The 13,963-nt window shown below is 69.0% G+C and carries 19 protein-coding genes and 2 pseudogenes; 11 read left to right on the forward strand and 10 right to left on the reverse strand.

Annotated features, from left to right (window positions below; all coding sequences use genetic code 11):
* Positions 1–103: 103 nt before the first annotated feature.
* A pseudogene (locus tag ABZ070_RS07175) lies at positions 104–776 on the reverse strand (tyrosine-type recombinase/integrase); the annotation flags it as partial.
* Between the two features lie 32 nt (positions 777–808).
* On the opposite strand from ABZ070_RS07175, the pseudogene ABZ070_RS07180 reads away from it, so the two are divergent.
* Together ABZ070_RS07180 and ABZ070_RS07185 are read left to right on the forward strand one after the other, a co-directional pair.
* Positions 809–982, forward strand: a pseudogene (locus ABZ070_RS07180) (IS110 family transposase); the annotation flags it as partial.
* 114 nt (positions 983–1,096) lie between these two features.
* Positions 1,097–1,492, forward strand: coding sequence for a hypothetical protein (locus tag ABZ070_RS07185; protein WP_356630841.1), 396 nt, complete (start codon positions 1,097–1,099; stop codon positions 1,490–1,492).
* 178 nt (positions 1,493–1,670) lie between these two features.
* Here ABZ070_RS07185 and ABZ070_RS07190 read toward each other — a convergent pair whose 3' ends face one another.
* The 7 genes from ABZ070_RS07190 to ABZ070_RS07220 all read right to left on the reverse strand — a co-directional run bounded on the left by ABZ070_RS07190 (position 1,671) and on the right by ABZ070_RS07220 (position 5,694).
* The gene (locus ABZ070_RS07190; RefSeq protein WP_356630843.1) at positions 1,671–2,075 is read right to left on the reverse strand and encodes a hypothetical protein; all 405 of its coding nucleotides are present in this window, start codon (positions 2,073–2,075) and stop codon (positions 1,671–1,673) included.
* Between the two features lie 157 nt (positions 2,076–2,232).
* Complete coding sequence (locus tag ABZ070_RS07195; RefSeq protein ID WP_356630845.1) at positions 2,233–2,931, reverse strand: hypothetical protein; 699 nt, start codon at positions 2,929–2,931, stop codon at positions 2,233–2,235.
* A gap of 308 nt (positions 2,932–3,239) precedes the next feature.
* Positions 3,240–3,617 carry a DUF5958 family protein gene (locus tag ABZ070_RS07200; protein WP_356630847.1) on the reverse strand — a complete coding sequence of 126 codons (378 nt, stop codon included), beginning with the start codon at positions 3,615–3,617 and terminating at the stop codon, positions 3,240–3,242.
* Positions 3,618–3,655: 38 nt separating this feature from the next.
* Positions 3,656–4,120: a hypothetical protein gene (locus ABZ070_RS07205; protein WP_356630849.1), complete on the reverse strand. Its 465-nt coding sequence runs from the start codon at positions 4,118–4,120 to the stop codon at positions 3,656–3,658.
* Entirely contained in the window at positions 4,117–4,536 is a 420-nt protein-coding gene (locus ABZ070_RS07210) for an arsenate reductase ArsC (protein ID WP_356630851.1), read from the reverse strand. Before ABZ070_RS07210 ends, ABZ070_RS07205 begins: the two co-directional genes overlap by 4 nt.
* A 28-nt stretch (positions 4,537–4,564) precedes the next feature.
* Positions 4,565–5,311 carry an MIP/aquaporin family protein gene (locus tag ABZ070_RS07215; protein WP_356630853.1) on the reverse strand — a complete coding sequence of 249 codons (747 nt, stop codon included), beginning with the start codon at positions 5,309–5,311 and terminating at the stop codon, positions 4,565–4,567.
* Positions 5,308–5,694: a metalloregulator ArsR/SmtB family transcription factor gene (locus ABZ070_RS07220; RefSeq protein ID WP_356630855.1), complete on the reverse strand. Its 387-nt coding sequence runs from the start codon at positions 5,692–5,694 to the stop codon at positions 5,308–5,310. Before ABZ070_RS07220 ends, ABZ070_RS07215 begins: the two co-directional genes overlap by 4 nt.
* A gap of 101 nt (positions 5,695–5,795) precedes the next feature.
* Here ABZ070_RS07220 and ABZ070_RS07225 point away from each other — a divergent pair, with 101 nt between their 5' ends.
* From ABZ070_RS07225 to ABZ070_RS07240, 4 genes are all read left to right on the forward strand, one after another.
* Positions 5,796–6,305 carry an ArsI/CadI family heavy metal resistance metalloenzyme gene (locus tag ABZ070_RS07225; RefSeq protein WP_356630879.1) on the forward strand — a complete coding sequence of 170 codons (510 nt, stop codon included), beginning with the start codon at positions 5,796–5,798 and terminating at the stop codon, positions 6,303–6,305.
* 171 nt (positions 6,306–6,476) lie between these two features.
* Positions 6,477–7,559 carry a magnesium/cobalt transporter CorA gene (gene corA / locus ABZ070_RS07230; RefSeq protein ID WP_356630857.1) on the forward strand — a complete coding sequence of 361 codons (1,083 nt, stop codon included), beginning with the start codon at positions 6,477–6,479 and terminating at the stop codon, positions 7,557–7,559.
* A 160-nt stretch (positions 7,560–7,719) separates the two neighbouring features.
* Positions 7,720–8,163, forward strand: a complete 444-nt coding sequence (locus tag ABZ070_RS07235; RefSeq protein ID WP_356630859.1) for a cytidine deaminase — start codon at positions 7,720–7,722, stop codon at positions 8,161–8,163.
* Positions 8,164–8,426: 263 nt separating this feature from the next.
* Positions 8,427–8,966: a hypothetical protein gene (locus tag ABZ070_RS07240; RefSeq protein ID WP_356630861.1), complete on the forward strand. Its 540-nt coding sequence runs from the start codon at positions 8,427–8,429 to the stop codon at positions 8,964–8,966.
* 162 nt (positions 8,967–9,128) lie between these two features.
* Here ABZ070_RS07240 and ABZ070_RS07245 read toward each other — a convergent pair whose 3' ends face one another.
* On the reverse strand, positions 9,129–9,755 hold the full coding sequence (locus ABZ070_RS07245; RefSeq protein ID WP_356630863.1) for an isochorismatase family protein: 627 nt from the start codon (positions 9,753–9,755) through the stop codon (positions 9,129–9,131).
* 143 nt (positions 9,756–9,898) lie between these two features.
* Between ABZ070_RS07245 and ABZ070_RS07250 the strand changes: the two genes are divergently transcribed.
* The 5 genes from ABZ070_RS07250 to ABZ070_RS07270 all read left to right on the forward strand — a co-directional run bounded on the left by ABZ070_RS07250 (position 9,899) and on the right by ABZ070_RS07270 (position 12,987).
* Positions 9,899–10,876 (forward strand): DUF5937 family protein, encoded by a 978-nt coding sequence (locus tag ABZ070_RS07250; protein ID WP_356630865.1) that lies wholly within the window; start codon positions 9,899–9,901, stop codon positions 10,874–10,876.
* Positions 10,877–11,302: 426 nt separating this feature from the next.
* Positions 11,303–11,515 carry a hypothetical protein gene (locus tag ABZ070_RS07255; protein ID WP_356630867.1) on the forward strand — a complete coding sequence of 71 codons (213 nt, stop codon included), beginning with the start codon at positions 11,303–11,305 and terminating at the stop codon, positions 11,513–11,515.
* Positions 11,516–11,595: 80 nt separating this feature from the next.
* Positions 11,596–11,952: a PRC-barrel domain-containing protein gene (locus tag ABZ070_RS07260; RefSeq protein ID WP_356630869.1), complete on the forward strand. Its 357-nt coding sequence runs from the start codon at positions 11,596–11,598 to the stop codon at positions 11,950–11,952.
* Positions 11,953–11,997: 45 nt separating this feature from the next.
* A complete protein-coding gene (locus ABZ070_RS07265) occupies positions 11,998–12,159 on the forward strand; it encodes a hypothetical protein (protein ID WP_356630871.1) in 162 nt (53 codons plus the stop codon).
* A 45-nt stretch (positions 12,160–12,204) separates the two neighbouring features.
* The gene (locus tag ABZ070_RS07270) at positions 12,205–12,987 is read left to right on the forward strand and encodes a DUF72 domain-containing protein (protein ID WP_356630873.1); all 783 of its coding nucleotides are present in this window, start codon (positions 12,205–12,207) and stop codon (positions 12,985–12,987) included.
* Between the two features lie 73 nt (positions 12,988–13,060).
* Here the strand turns inward: ABZ070_RS07270 and ABZ070_RS07275 are convergent, their stop codons facing one another.
* Complete coding sequence (locus tag ABZ070_RS07275) at positions 13,061–13,510, reverse strand: hypothetical protein (protein ID WP_356630875.1); 450 nt, start codon at positions 13,508–13,510, stop codon at positions 13,061–13,063.
* Between the last annotated feature and the right edge of the window lie 453 nt (positions 13,511–13,963).

The following is a 13,963-nucleotide window of genomic DNA, read 5'->3' on the forward strand; positions in this document are numbered from 1 at the left end:
CGCCCAAATGCCTGGTGATTCCCAAGCTCAGAGCGCAGGTTCGATTCCCGTCACCCGCTCCACGAGAAAGCCCCAGGCCAGCGGCCCGGGGCTTTTTTGTTGTCTAGACCGCGCTAAGCGCCTTGCACCAGATCCGCACCAGCTGACCCAGCCCGCCTGCAACTTCCTGCTGCCGGTCCAAGTCGGAGTGCTGATAGATCAGCGCCGCCTTCTCCGAGGACTGCCCGGCGCGGACCATCGTGTCCTTGAGGGTGGCCCCGGACCGGGTCGCGAGGGTGTGGCCGGTGTGACGAAGGTCGTAGAAGCGGAAGCCGTCCGGCATGCCGACGAGAGCGCGGACCCGGCGCCACTTCCGCCCGAAGAACGCCGGAACGGCTTGCCCCTCTCCCCCACGAACAGAAGTCCGTCCCCTCCCTTCTCTGCGTACCAGTCGAGATGCCGCCGAAGGTCAGTCCGCAGAAAGGCCGGCAGGACCACGAGCCACTTGCCCGCCTCCGACACGGTGTCGCATGGAGCACGAAGGCCGGTCCTCAACTCGGGCGCAGCCATGCGCACGCAGACGGTCATCGCGTCCAGGTCGACGTCCTTGCGCCGCAGCTCGGCTTGCTCCTCCGGCCGCATAGGGCCGTACGCGCCGAGGTAGACCATCAGCCGCCAGCGAGGACCGAGAGCGTCGGCGAGCGCGTCGACCTGGTCGACGGTGGCGACGGGCCGTTCGGCCGCGGTTTCCTTGCCCGCCCCCGGATACGACAAGGGTTGCGGCGGATCAGCTCGTTTCGACGGCCGTCTTCTATTTGTCCGCCCAGCCAGCATCATCCGCAAAGGACCGAACGGGGAGTTCTACCTCAAGAAGCGCGGCGAGGGCTGCAAGCACGTCCAGGCGGTCATCGCTCTGGCCCGCCTACGGGCGAGCGTGTTGTGGGCGCTGCTGCGTGACGGACGGTTCTTCACCGCCGCCCCACCGATCACGCAAGCGGCTTGACTTCGTCATTGAGACTCCCGCCCAAAGCCGCTACACCGACCTCAGCTTGACGCTTGCGCGCCGCCTCCTGCCGACCAAAGATCGGGTGTCACCGGCTGGTGGTATGTCTTGGGCGTGGATGACACGATCTCGGGTGCGATAGCCCTGTTGCTTGAGGTCTTTCCGGCAGACGTTCGCCGCCGCCCTCTGGGTTGGGAGGCGCTTCGGGCCTCGGAGGACGTGCACGGCGTAGTACTGCCGGAGCCGTATCGCACCTTCGTGGCCGAGATCTCGAACGGCACGGACGACGGTCCGCCTGAGGAAGATGGTCTGCTCCGCCTGGGAGAGAAGCCGAGCAACTGGGCCTCTTGGGAGGCGGACTTCTGGATGAGCCCAGAGCCCTTCTCGACGGACATCGCCAACGCGCTGTTCCTCGATGATGTCGTGGCAGCCAGGCTTGGCGAGGAGGGCAACCCCTGGACCACCCGCGTATGGGCCGACGTGATTGAACCCCTGCCAGACGCGGGCTGACATCCGTAGCTGACATCAACGACAGCGCACAACCGCAGCATGCGGCAGCTTTGAACGAAGCGATGGCCCACGGTGAGAGGCGCCCCGGGGTGTCTCCGATCGAACTCCTGAAGCGGTGCTCACAGCGTTTCGATTTGTGCCCGCCAGATCGGTGAGACAAGCACGCCAACTCGCACGCTCAGACGGCAGCGTCGGACAGCACCGCCTCTATGAAATCGGCCGGCGGCTGGTAGTCATGGGCTTCGACGTAATGAGCGATCAGCTCAGGGGCGGCGTAGGCGACGCCGTCGCCCATCACTCGTATCTCGGCGCTTCCCCGAGGGCCGTCGAGGCGCCTGGCAGTGAGAAGCGAGGTGCACCAGGGGCAGAGGTAGAAGCCGCGGGTCTGCTGTGCTCGGTGGGTGCGGGTCATATCCTTCAGCGCCTCCACGAGACCGGGCGGTGAAGCACCCTTGGCATACGTCTTGCCACGATCGAGCCAGCCGACGTTGAGCAATGTGACGCCCCGCCAGACACCCGACGCCGTCGGATCCCAGTTGTCCCTGTCGTACGTGTACGGCGTCAGGTCTGCGTAGTGCGTCATGGCGGTTGTCTACCAGCAGCCGCACCAGATGAGCACCGGAAGCAGCGGTGACCACGGTCATTCGGGGACGACGCCCGAAGGTCAGCGACCGGCCTGACGTGAGTGCCTGTGCAGGTCAGGGACGTAGTTGTGGACAAACGATCAGTGATTCCCAACCTCAGAGCGCGGGTTCGATTCCCGTCACCCGCTCCACGACGAAGGCGCCGTCGGGTCCCATCGTGTAGAACTGCGGCGGTCCCATAGCTGCCACTGCTCTCCGCATTTCCGCTTCCTTCTCTGCCGGGTCGGGTCCGTTCGGGTCCCGTACGAGGAAGCCGTGGAGTTTGATGTTCTCCGCATCGACGTCCCCGGACTCCGGCATGCCCTCCTGGATGAAGCCACAGAGCGCACGTAGCGCGTCTTCACCGAGCTCCAGAGGATGAAAGGGCAGGGCGTACGGCCCCTCTTCCTCTCCCGGCCACGGAATGACGTCCGCCGGACGTTCCCCGGCCCAGTAGGGAAGTTCGAAGGGGAGCGGTTTCCCGATGTTCTCGATGACCCCATCGTCCGGCGACAGGCTCAGAGACCTAATGAGCCGTCCGTCCTCCCACACAGCGAACGCCAGCCAGTCCACGACGCTGTGCATGGCGTGCAGGACCAACCGGCGGCCGGCACTCGCCGCGATGAGATGCTCGGGGAGCTGTGACGGGGCATCGATCATCACGCGCCGATCGCAGACGATGTCCACGCCGGGCCAGCTGGCCGCATAGGTCGTTCCGTCCGGCGGATACACGCCGTCGTACAGATCCGAGCCTTCGCTCTCCTCGATCTCGCACCCCGGATTGAGGCGCCGCATCATCGCGGACGTCTGCCCCAAGTCCGACGCCCCACCTGCCGCAGCAGGCCGGGTACATCGCCGTCGGCATACATGAGCAGACCGGATTTGGCTCCCAAGGCCCCTCCCCAAACGCAATGCTCAAACGTGGCTGCACGGTATCCCCCCGCTACGACACCGGAGCAGCGTCATCAGCGCGGCTGCCTTCGGCGTCTCTGGGCCGTCCGAGGACGATCCGGAGCGACCGACAACGACCAATGACGGCCGGTCGGGGGCACCTGGCCAGGCTCTGGGCCAGCGAAAACGCAGGTAGCTAAGATCCCCGGCATGACCCAGGGCAGGAAGTAGCCCTAGGTCGGATCCTGAGACTGCGCCGAGAAGTTGTGCCACTCGTGACCGCATCCGCCGGCGCAGTGCAGCGCCCGCCTGCGGGTGTCGGCAATGCTGAAGAGGGCGACGAGCAGGCGAAACGACTTCGTGAGTTCATACGCCGGAAGGTCTTCCATCCCGAAGCGCCACTTCGTGAGCATCACCGCAGGCGTGTGGGTGGGGCGAATGCCAGAGCGCGCGATGCTCTCCGGAACGTCGCCCTCGCAGGCACGGGCCTGCCCGCAGAACAGCACCAGGGCGTGCAAGACCCTGCGCTGGTCATCCTCCGGCAGGCTCTCGAACCACTCGACACCCTCAGTCGTGGATCTGAGCCCTTGTGCGAGTTCGTTCAGGATCACCTCGTGTGCGTACAACACAGCCTCCCAGCCCCACGCGATCAGGCCGACGGTACGCCCACGACACCTGCGAGAGAGGTCGGCGTTCGTGGATCGTCGATGTCAACCGTGATCTCGAACCCCGCGGTCGAACTGAAGACAGCGACGTTTCCGGACAGCTGAATCCGATCAAATGGGTTGGATTCCATGAAGAAAATCGCCCAGATCAGCGCACGGTCAGCTGTCAGCCGTGCAACGAACCCCTCCGACCCGTACGACCCCTCGCCGCCCCACAGCAGCCCCTTACTCCCCAGGTCCACGGCGGCCAGCCCATCGACCTCGGACGTCCAGGAGGGATCGGTCTCCAGCATCTCATCCAGGTTGAACGGCGCGAGCATCCGCAAACCGCTCGGGGCGTCGGAGTCGAGGGCAACATCGCAGGAGTGGCCGTCGGCGAAATGCAGTGCATCTCTGATGGGCAGCTGAAATGCCCCCCAAAGGCGCTCGATAGGGACGTCGTGGGTCATGCCCGTGCCTCGACGCCGAGTTCGGACAGCAGTCGGCGGATACGCTGCTCGATCTCGTCGCGGATGGGGCGGACGGCGGCCACGCCTTGGCCGGCGGGGTCGTCGAGCTTCCAGTCGAGGTAGCGCTTGCCGGGGAAGTAGGGGCAGGCGTCGCCGCAACCCATGGTGATCACCACGTCGGAGGCCTGCACTGCTTCGGGGGTGAGGATCTTCGGCCGTTGGGCGGAGATGTCGATGCCGGACTCCCGCATGGCTTCGACCACCGCAGGGTTCACGGTGTCGGCCGGTGCGGAACCGGCGGAGCGGACTTCCACCTGTTCGCCTGCGAGGTGGGCGAGGAATGCGGCGGCCATCTGCGACCGGCCTGCGTTGTGGACGCAGACGAACAGCACGGACGGGATTTCGGGAGCGCTCACGTGCGGATCTTCTTTCGTCGGGGTGGGTTCAGCGGCCGGAGGCGGCGAGTTCTGGCTCAACGCGGGCGACGATCACGTCGTCCGCGGCTGGGCGGGACCGGCCGAACAGCGCGGCGACCAGGACGACACCGAGGACCGCGCCGACGAGTTGGGCCGCGATGAACGGCGGCACGGAGTCGGGTGCGATCCCGGCGAAGGTGTCGGTGAATGCACGGCCGATGGTCACTGCCGGGTTCGCGAAGCTGGTGGAGGAGGTGAACCAGTACGCCGCTCCGATATAGGAGGCAACCGCGACCGGGCCGATGCGCTGCTGTCCCGTGCGAGCCAGCCCGAAGACGAGGAGGACCAGACCCGCGGTGGCGACGACCTCGCCGAGCCACAGGTGGCCGGCGGACCGGTCGTGCGTCGAGAACCGCACCAGAGGCTCGGCGAACATCGCGTTCGCCAGCACCGCGCCGCCAATGCCGCCGGCCACCTGCGCAGGCACGTACGCCGCCACGTCCCGCAGCGCCAGACCGTCATCGCCTCGGCGGCCGGTCCACCAGGCGGCCAGCGTGACCACCGGGTTGAAGTGGGCTCCCGAGACCGGGCCGAGCAGGGCGATCAGCATGCCGAGACCGAAGACGGTCGCCAGCGAGTTGGCCAGTAGCTGCACACCCACATCGCGCGTCAGCTCGGTCGCCTGGATGCCGGAGCCGACCACGACGGTCACCAGAGCCGCCGTGCCCACCAGCTCGACCAGGACGCGGCGGCCGAGCGAAGGGGTGCCGGTCATCGAGCGACTCCCGCAGCAACGGTGCCGGCCGGAGCCTGGAGGAGAGAAGAGAGCCTGGCGAGCGCAGCGGGCAGCACCCAGTAGTAGACCCAGGTCCCGCGCCGCTCCGAACCGACCAGGCCCGCCTCGCGCAGCACCTTCAGATGTTGGGAGATCGTCGGCTGTGACACGTCGAACGGGCCGATGAGGTCACAGACGCAGGCCTCGCCACCCTCGTGCGAGGCAATCAAGGACAGCAGACGCAGGCGCACCGGGTCCGACAGCGCCTTGAACATCCGGGAAAGGTCAACGGCTGCCTCCACGCCCAGCGGCTCGCGGACCATCGGCGAGCAGCACGCCGCCTGATCGTCCAGCCCGAGCAGAGGCAGCTCCGATTTCGACATGTGTCTATGTTGACAGCCATCTAATCGAGTGCCAACCTCGGCTTCAGCAGGCTGTATCGATGAGCGTCGATTCAGCGCCGGATCAGGACCAGGAGACCGCCATGTCCCGCGTTCAGCTCGCCCTGCGTGTCAACGACCTTGAAGGCTCCATCGCCTTCTACTCCAAGCTTTTCGGCGTCGAGCCCGCCAAGCTCCGCCCCGGTTACGCGAACTTCGCGATCACCGAGCCTCCGCTCAAGCTCGTCCTGATCGAGGGCGAGGCCGACGAGGACACCCGCCTGGACCACCTCGGCGTGGAAGTGGAGTCCACCGAGCAGGTCACCGCCGCGACCGGCCGGCTCCAGGAAGCAGGCCTCGCCACGTTCGAGGAGAACGACACCTCCTGCTGCTACGCGCTGCAGGACAAGGTGTGGGTGACCGGTCCGGGCAAGGAGCCGTGGGAGGTGTACGTCGTCAAGGCCGATGCCGACAACCTCGGCAGGAGCAGCGAAGGCGCACCGGACGCCTGCTGCGGCACCACCGACTGCTGCGCCCCCGAGGAGCAGGCCCTCGACCCGAACCAGACCCCGGCCGAGGCGAAGGCCGCCGCCGGATGCGCCTGCGGCGGCTGACGCACCGCGTGCGGCCTCGGGCACGCGCAGGGAGCGCCGAGGATGCCGGAGAGGCGAGGCGTCCACGTACGCGTGCCCGAGCCAGGGCCGGTCGGGCAGCGCACCGGCCCCGGCCTGCGGTGCGGTGGGTGGCACACTGGCCGGTGTCCTGCCGAGGGAGTCGCAGTGTCGATGTTGAGCAACATCCGCCAGGCGGTCCGCCGCAGCTACCGGCGTGCCGTGGACCTCAGCCATCCGGCGCGATCGCCCCTGGGCGGCGCGGTCGTGAACTGCGTGGTCTATGTCAAGGGCGTGCGGCAGGACGGCTGCGCCGACGCCGAGGAGGCTCTGAGGCGGGTCCGTAAGGTGGGTGACGGGTTCGTCTGGATCGGCCTGCACGAGCCGGACCCGCAGGAGTTCACCGGCCTCGCAGAGCTGTTCGGCCTTCACCCGCTCGCGATCGAGGACGCGGTCCACGCACATCAGCGGCCCAAGGTGGAGCGGTACGACGACACGCTGTTCGCGGTTTTCAAGACGGTCCGCTACGTCGAGCACGCGGAGCTGACGGCCACCAGCGAGGTGGTGGACACCGGCGAACTCATGGCCTTCGTCGGCACCGACTTCGTCATCACCATCCGGCACGGAGGACACGGCTCCCTGGGCCCCCTGCGGGAGGCTCTCGAAGCCGGCCCGGAGCAGCTGGCCAAGGGCCCGGCCGCGGTGCTGCACGCCATAGCGGATCACGTGGTCGACGACTACCTCGCCGTCACCGACGCCGTGCAGAGCGACCTCGACGCCGTGGAGAGCGCCGTCTTCAGCGACCACAGCGGCAGGGGCGACGCGGGCCGCATCTACCAGCTCAAGCGCGAGCTGCTGGAACTCAAGCGGGCCGTGGCGCCCCTGGACCGGCCGCTGCACCAACTCGCCACCCAGACCATGCCCGTCATCGAACCGGACATCCGTGCCTACTTCCGTGACGTGGCCGACCACCTGACCAGGGCCACCGAGCAGATCGCCTCCTACGACGCGCTGCTGGACTCCATCCTCCAGGCCCACCTCGCCCAGGTGACCGTCGCCCAGAACGAGGACATGCGCAAGATCACAGCCTGGGCCGCGATCATCGCCGTGCCGACCATGGTGTGCGGCGTGTACGGCATGAACTTCGACCACATGCCCGAACTCCGCTGGACCTACGGCTACCCCCTGGTCCTGGGCGTCATCGCCGTCGCCTGCTTCACCCTCCACCGGGGCTTCCGCCGCAACGGCTGGCTCTGACCCACACTCTCGAGCGACCGGGGCCGTCCGACCCATCCGCCACGTGCCCGACCGAGAGACCGCCCAGGGCGTGGCCACGGCCGCCCGGGGAGCGGCGGGGTGAGGACGGGCCGATTTCAGAGGACGGCCGTCTTCAGAGCTCTCTGCCAGACTTCCGAGCATGAAACTCGATCAGGCGCTCGTGGACGCGGCGTTGGAACTCCTGGACCGCCGCTGGCCCGCGGGCGAACCCGGCGGCGCTGCCGCCGTGCGGCTCGCCGACGGCGGCATCCTCACCAGCGTCGGACTGGACAACATGCACGGATCAGTTGCGCTCTGCCAGGAGACCGGGGCCTTCATCCAGGCCTACACCCAGGACCGGATCGTCACCGCCTCCGTCTGTGTCTGCCGTGACCCGGAACGCGACAGGATCCTGATCCTGCCGCCCTGTGGCGTCTGCCAGGAACGGCTCGCGCTGTGGGGGCCGGCCGTCGAGGTAGCCGTCCCGCGGGAAGGGGATCCCACCCAGTGGGAGGCACGGACCCTGGCCGAGGTGCACCCGTACTACTGGGGCCCGCAGTTCGCCGATGGGCAGTGGCCCTCCCAGGCACAGCACTCCGAGTGACGGCGCACTCGCGTCTCCTGCCCAGGGGGACAGCAGCATCCCCACTCCACTGCCCTGGCCGTTCCTGATGCGGAGGATGAGGGCGTCTCATCGCCGTTGAACAGGGCCGCGGCAGCTCGGATCTTGATACGAGCAACGGTTCGGCGGTCACTGCGGGGGCTCCCCTTGGGGACGAGGCACGAGGTGCGACCCTTAGCCATTCGCACTATTTTGGGGCGAAATGTCGCGTCGGCTTGTGGCCGGAGCCGCAGAACGGAGACGCCGTGAACCGCCCCCGCCTCGCCCCCGCCGTACTTGCACCGCTCATCGCCGTCTCACTGGCCGCCTGCGGCTCCGGCAGCGACGAGGGGTCCGGGGCTCCCACGACGACCAGCCCTCCCGGCGCGACCGAGTCCGCGTCGCCGACGGATACGAGCACCGCCACGCCGCGCACCCAGAAGGACCTCGAGGAGTCCGTGTCCGCGGAGGAGGCACGCGTCCGGGCCTCCGCGTCCGCCGAGCTGAGCACGGTCGAGGGCCGCGGCAACGCGACGGGGGACGTGTCCCTGCAAGGAGTGGCCACCACACGCTCGGACGGGCTGCGGACCGGTCTGGTCAGGGTGACCAACTCGACCGACAAGAAGGCCTTCTACTCGGTCCAGGTGGACTTCGTCACCGGTGACGGGACCGTCGTCGACTCCGTAGTGGTCGGCTTCCCGGACGTCGAACCCGGCCAGCGGTCCGCGCGATACATCTCCAGCCGCAAGGCCGGGGAGTCGGACACCCCGACGACACCGCGCATCGCCAAGGCCGAGCGCAGCTGACACCGCGAGGCGAGGTGTTGCTGTTGCGGAGCTCGCCGGAGCCGTCGGCCTCGGCATCCCGTCCCAGGGGGACATGACGCCGAGGCCGACGGCTTCGATATCGCTGTCAGAGGTGGGCCGAACGGCGCTTCCTCCGAAAGCCGACGCCTCCCCGGCTCCGTCTCAGCGGGCCTGGGCGGCCGCGAGCTGGCCGACGAGGGTGGCGAACGGCATGTCGAGATCGGCGTACACGTCCTGTGCGATCGGGAGCGCGTTGTCGGCGAGCATCTCGACGACCAGGGTGGCGTAGTCGCTCACGACCACCCCCGCCTGCTGAAGCCGCAGCAGGCCGGTCTCGCGCTTGGTCGCGGAGAAGGTTCCGGAGGCGTCGACGGCGACGTACGCGCTGTACCCGGCGGCGGTCGCGGCCATCGCGGGCAGCGCCGCGCAGACCTCGAGCGAGATCCCGGCGATGAGGATCTTGTCGCGTCCGGTCTCCTCGACGGCGCTCTTGACCCGGTCGTCGTGCCACGCGTTGACGGTGCTCCGGTCGATCACCTTGAGGTCGTGCGGCAGTTCGGCCTGCAGCTCGGGGATGAGCGGTCCCCACATGCTGTCCGCCGAGGTGGTGGTGACGACGACGGGGATGTTCAGGCGCAGTGCCGCCCTGGTCAGGCGGGTGACGTTGTGCTTGAGCTCACCGACGCCGATGTCGCGGACGCCGGTGCACAGCCCGATCTGGTGATCCACCAGCAGGAGCGTGGTGTTGTCCGTGGTGAGGGCTTCGTGGAGTCGGTTCCGGGTGGTCATGCTCTCTCCTTGGTCCATGGCTGCACGGGTTGGCTTGCAGGGGTTGCTTCGAGGAGTCGGCCGTCGGCGTCACGGGCTGGCCGCCGTCGCGCCGGTACACCGATGGTTGACCCGCCGCCCGGTGACCCGTAAATGTTTCATCTGTGGCTGAATCCTCGTGTGCCGAGTTCGACTTGACCTCCGTCGACCTCGCCCGGCTGAGGTTCGCCTTCTCACCCGTGTCGGAGGCGGTGGCGAGCCTGCGCGTCCTGCAGGACCCCGGCCGGCACGCACTGCACCTGCCGTGGATCCGGGCGGTACGCCCGCGGCTCGCCGGCCTCGACCTGCGGCTGCTGCTCGAACTGGTCCCGCTCGGGCCTTACATCGTCGACTTCCTGACCCCGCCGCCCACGGGCCCCCTGCCGGACGTCGATGCCGAGCTGCGGCTCGTCGCCGGGGCCGATCCGGCCAGAGCCGTGGGCGAGGTGAGCAGGGTTCCCGGCGTCGACACCCCGGTCGTCGCCGAGTTCCTCGCCGACCCGGCGGCCGGCGTCGCCCGCACGGCCGTCGAGCTGCGCCGGTACTGGGAGGCGGCGCTGGCCCCGTTCTGGCCGCGGATCCGGGGGCTGTTCGAGTCGGAGGTGCTGCGCCGCTCCCGGCAGCTGACCCGCGACGGCGCGGGCGCCATGTTCAACGACCTGCATCCGAACATCACGTGGGACCAGGGCCGCCTGAGCGTTCGGACCCGTGCCTGGCGGCGCAGCGGACCGCTCCGCGGCGACGGCATGATCCTCGTCCCGAGCGTCTTCCACTGGCCGGACACCACGGTGATGGCCGAGCCCTACCAGCCGCTCCTCATGTACCCGGCGCCCGGTGTCGCCACGGTCTGGTCGCGTGAGGCCGCACCCACCACCGACGCGCTCAACGCCCTCATAGGGCGGACCCGCGCCCGGATTCTCGTCACTCTCACCGAGGCGGCCACGACGAGCATCCTGGCCCGCAGACTGTCCATGGCACCCGGCGCGGTCAGCCAGCACCTGAAAGTGCTGTGCGAGAGCAGCCTGGTCACCCGGCGCCGCAGCGGTCGCGAGGTGTTCTACGAGCGCTCGCCGCTGGGCGACTCGTTGTGCGCGGCCTGCTGAGGCGGACCGCAGCACAGGCCCGCGGCCCGGTGAGTGCCGCAAGGAGTCCCGGCCGCTGACGGCACCGGACGAACGCCTGACGTCGGCCGCGGGGGCCTTTGGCCGCAGGCCGGTCCCGGAGCGGCCCGAGTCCGTGCACAAACCAGCTCCGATCCGTACACAAACCCCCTCCGACCAGGGGCTACGGGCCCTCGACCGGAGTAAAGTCGAGGCACTGGGCGCACTTCACGTCCCCCGCCCTCACCTGGGGTCGTTCCCGGCGATCGACAACACCGAAAAGGACCTGACGCGCCGGGCCGGCGGCTGCCGGCGACGGGTGACGTTACGGACGCCCTGAGCAGGGAACCCGCAGGTGGAAGCACGATGACAAAGCCCCCCTGGCTGCTCGTCGGGCCGTCGGCCTGCGGCCGAGGGATGTGAGAAGCCATGGAGACAGTCATCACCGTGGCGGCGATCCTCGCCATGATCGCTGTCGGGGTGGCCCTGATCCGGCGCCTCGACGCTCAGCACGGCGCACGGATCGCGTCGTACCACTACAGCGACGTCAGGCCGGGAATCCGCCGTCGTCGGTCGCACAAGCACCGTCGACCGACCGACCGGGGTACCGGCACGGAGAACCCCGACGGCGACCCCGGATGACGCCCGGCGGCCGCCCGCACCGGCCGCCCGCACCGGTCGCCCGCACCGGTCGCCCACGATCCGCTGAGGGAGCAAAACGCATGATTCAGCCGGCAGACATCCGTGAGTGGCGCGAAAACGACGTCGTCGACGAAAACGGAAACAAGATCGGTTCGCTCGAAGCCGTCTATGTGGACACGAGCACCGACGAACCGGCCATGGCCACGGTTCGCTCAGGGCTCCCCACGCGTCAGCGCCTGCTCTTCGTCCCGATCGTCGATGCCGTGGTCGGGCCCCGCTACCTCCGGGTCCCGTACGCCAAGGGCCACGTCAAGAAGGCGCCGTCCATCGACACGGACGGTGTTCTTCCCGCCGAGGACGAGCAAGCGATCTTCACGCACTACGGCATGGCCTACCGGCCCGGCGCGGACGGTGTGCGGCAGCTCGCACGCCGCTGAACGAAGCGCCCGCCATCGTTGTCCATCAAAGGAGGTGCCCGTCGTATGGCGCTCTTCCTGCTCCTGGCCATCCTCGCCGTCGTGCTAGGGATCGTCGGCGTCACCGAGGGTCTGATGTACCTGCTGATCATCGGCATCGCCGTCCTGGTGCTCGACGTGGCCTTCTTCGGTGTCCGCTGGTTCCGGCGCGCCCACCCGGCCCGCTGAGGGGACGCCGATGGCCACGGTCCACGGCCCGGGCGGAGACGGTCCATGCCTGTGATCGTCGGAACGTCGGGATGGCAGTACAGGGACTGGCGGGGCGTTCTCTATCCACCCGGCGTTCCGCAGCGGTTGTGGCTGGAGGAGTACGCCGGGCAGTTCGCCACCGTCGAGAACAACAACGCCTTCTACCGGCTCCCCACCGAGGAAGTCTTCGCATCGTGGCGCGAGCGGACACCCGACGGTTTCGTGATGGCGGTCAAGGCCAGCCGCTACCTCACCCACCTGAAGCGGCTGCGCGACCCCGAGGAGCCGGTGCACCGTCTGCTGGACCGCGCCGCCGGACTGGGTGACCGGCTGGGGCCCGTGCTGCTCCAACTGCCGCCGAACTTCCGGGTGGACACCGAAGCCCTGGACGCCTGCCTGGGGTACTTCCCCCGCACGGTCCGCGTGGCCGTGGAGCTGCGCCACGCGTCGTGGTGGGCGGAGGAGCAACGGCTCCGCACGGTGCTGGAACGGCACGGCAGCGCCCTGTGCTGGGCCGACCGGGGCTCCCGCCCGGTGACCCCGCTGTGGCGGACGGCGCCTTGGGGCTACCTGCGCTTCCACGCCGGCCTCGCGCAGCCGGCGCCGCGGTACGGCCACCAGGCGCTGCGGTCCTGGGCAGGCCGCATCGCCGAGGCGTGGCCGGACGAGGACGACGTGTACGTCTACTTCAACAACGACCCGGGCGGCGCGGCCGTCCTCGACGCCACGGAGTTCGCCCACGCGGCGACCGCGGCCGGCCGCACGGTGAGCCGCACGCCTCCGAGACACCGAGTGGGCGGGTTCTGATCCGCGGGCATCCTGGGAGGAGGGGCGGCAGGTCCGTTCGGCCGGGGCCGGGCAGGCCGTGCGGCCGTCGCGTTCAGGGCGTACGGGCGATGCGGTAGGACGTCAGGGCCCAGATGACGAAGAGGTCGATCGCGATCACGATCACCGACCAGAACGGCGCGTACGGCAGGAACAGGAACTGCAGGATCACACTGAGGGACACCAGCAGGATGCCGGCATAGCGCGCCCAGGCCGCGCCCTTGAGCACTCCCGCGCCGGTCACCGCGACGGCGAGGCCGAGGACGATGTGGATCCAGCCCCAACCGGTGAGGTCGATGCGGTACACGTAGTTGCCGACCTTGCCGTACACGTCGTCCCCGACGACGGCGGCGATGCCCTGAAGCACGGCGAGAACGCCGCTGCAGAGCATGAGGACGCCCGCGAAGGCGACCCCGCCCCGGACCCAGCCGCTGATCGGGTCGGTGCCGGGGGCATCTGAGCGGCCGTGCGGGCCGTGGCCGGCCGTTCGTTGCTCGTGGCTCATACGAGGTCCTGTTCGTCGTCCCGGCCACGCGGCGTGGACGGGCTTCGAGCCTCTGACGGTGTACGGGCGACGGCCATCGGGGTGCGGCTGTCCGAGTGACCCGGCCGGGCGCGGGGCTGTGTGCGGCGTTCGGTGGTACGCGGGTGGCGGACCGCCGTCGGCGGACCCGTTGCGGGAGGAGCCGTCCGGGGGCGGCCTGGTGTCACCGGCGGGCTCCGCCGACGGCGGCGTCGGGAGCGACGGGGCGCAGGAGGCCCTGGGCGGGGAATCACAGGGCAGGAAACGACCGCGGGAGCGGGGCACGACCGCGACGACGGCCAGGACTGAGCCCGCCGGGTCGCGCCGGGTCGGGCGAGGTCATATAGGAGATACGCCACTTGCCATCGTCCTGGCAGAACCGGTAGGGCTAGTAAAGACACAACCGACACGGCCGGCTTTGGAGGCGCCGCTCAC

It is taken from the genome of Streptomyces sp. NPDC006283 (assembly GCF_040613325.1).
Taxonomy (GTDB): Bacteria; Actinomycetota; Actinomycetes; order Streptomycetales; family Streptomycetaceae; genus Streptomyces.